1 protein-coding gene and 2 pseudogenes are annotated in these 1993 nt (G+C 62.2%); all 3 read left to right on the forward strand.

The window, feature by feature from the left end; all coding sequences use genetic code 11:
* Nucleotides 1–484: pseudogene (locus EN742_RS33315) on the forward strand (alpha-glucoside ABC transporter substrate-binding protein); the annotation flags it as partial.
* 291 nt (nt 485–775) lie between these two features.
* Nucleotides 776–1789 carry a sugar ABC transporter permease gene (locus EN742_RS33320; protein ID WP_126056951.1) on the forward strand — a complete coding sequence of 338 codons (1014 nt, stop codon included), beginning with the start codon at nt 776–778 and terminating at the stop codon, nt 1787–1789.
* A 1-nt stretch (nt 1790) separates the two neighbouring features.
* Nucleotides 1791–1993 (forward strand): annotated as a pseudogene (locus EN742_RS33325) (carbohydrate ABC transporter permease); the annotation flags it as partial.

The following is a 1993-nucleotide window of genomic DNA, read 5'->3' on the forward strand; positions in this document are numbered from 1 at the left end:
CGCGGTGCCGCCGAAGTGCTACCTGCACCATCAGGCCTCGTTCATCCCGACCTTCTTCCCCGAGGGCACGAAGCTCGGCCAGGATGCCGACTTCTTCTACTTCCCGCCCTTTGCCTCGAAGCCCGAGCTCGGCACCCCGGTGCTCGGCGCCGGCACGCTGGCCATGATCACCAAGGATTCGAAGGCGGCTCGCGCCTTCATCGAATTCCTGAAGATGCCGCTGGCGCACGAGATCTGGATGGCCCAGGGCGGTTTCGTGACGCCGTTCAAGGGGGTCAACAAGGACGCCTATGCCAGCGACGCGCTGAAGAAGCAGGGCGAGATCCTCGCCAACGCCTCGACCTTCCGCTTCGACGGTTCCGATCTGATGCCGGGCAAGATCGGCGCCGGCTCCTTCTGGACCGGCATGATCGACCTCGTCGGCGGCAAGTCCGCCCAGGATGTCGCCACCGACATCCAGAAGAGCTGGGACGCGATCAAGTAGGCGGTCGTTCGCCTAGCCGGAAGCTCTTGCTTCCTCCTCCCAAGCGGATCCGGGCCTTTCGCGCCCGGATCCAGCTGGCCCATCACAGTATCTCATCCCGGTAGGGCCGGGATGGACCAGGTCCAGTCGTGAAAGCCCAGTCGTGAAAGCGTAGACATTCCGGCATGCGGCGCGCCGGGGAGGGCGGATATTCCGCTTTCATGTCCCCGTTCGCGCCCCAACAACGAGAACAGCGCACGATCGCCACGATCATTTCAGTCCTGGCGGATCTTGCGCAGGGGAGAGGGACCCATGGCGGCTCAGATTTTCTCGGCCATATTCGTCATCATCGTCGGCGTCGGCGGCTGCGTCGCCTATTTCTGGGGCGCCAACAAGGCGCTCGACACCATCTTTCCCTCGCGCGGCGTCAGCGGCACTGCCGCCGTCGACAACCTGCGCCGGCAGGGGTTGATCCGTCCCTGGCTGTTCGTCGGTCCAGCGATGATCATCCTGACCATCTATCTGATCTACCCCGTCGTCGAGACGCTCAGACTGTCGTTCCTCGATCGCGGCGGCGCGAGCTTCGTCGGCCTCGCCAATTACGAATGGGCGTTCGGCGACCGCGAGTTCCGCAACTCGATCCTCAACAACATCGTCTGGCTGGCCGTAGTGCCGGCGGCCTGCACTTTCCTCGGTCTGATCATCGCCGTGCTGACCGACAAAATCTGGTGGGGCACCATCGCCAAGAGCCTGATCTTCCTGCCGCTGGCGATTTCCTTCGTCGGCGCCAGCGTGATCTGGAAATTCATTTATGAGTATCGCGGCGAAGGCCAGGTCCAGATCGGCCTGCTCAACGCCATCATCCAGTTTTTCGGCGGGCAGCCGCAGGTCTGGATATCGCTGCCGTTCTGGAACAATTTCTTCCTGATGGTCATCCTGATCTGGATCCAGACCGGCTTTGCCATGGTGATCCTGTCGTCGGCGCTGCGCGGCATTCCCGAGGAGACGATCGAGGCCGCGGTGATCGACGGCGCCAACCCGTTCCAGATCTTCTGGAAGATCATGGTGCCGCAGATATGGGGCACCATCGCCGTGGTCTGGACCACTATCACCATCCTGGTGCTGAAGGTCTTCGACATCGTGCTGACCATGACCAACGGTCAATGGAACAGCCAGGTGCTGGCCAATCTGATGTTCGACTGGATGTTCCGCGGTGGCGGCGATTTCGGCCGCGGCGCAACGATAGCCATCATAATCATGATCGCGGTCATCCCGATCATGGTCTGGAACATCCGCCAGGCCAACAAAGAGACGGGAGGACACTGAAATGGCCGCATCGACCGGAAAGTCCTTTGCCAGCCGTTTCGGCGTCCACATCGCGGTGCTGATCTTCGTCGCCATCTGGACCGTGCCGACGCTAGGCATCCTCGTCTCCTCGCTGCGCGACAAGGACCAGATCATCACTTCCGGCTGGTGGAACTCGTTCGCCAGCTTCAGCCAGACCGAAGCCGGGCGGCTGCACGCCGTCTC

It is taken from the genome of Mesorhizobium sp. M4A.F.Ca.ET.020.02.1.1 (assembly GCF_004022645.1).
GTDB lineage: Bacteria > Pseudomonadota > Alphaproteobacteria > Rhizobiales > Rhizobiaceae > Mesorhizobium.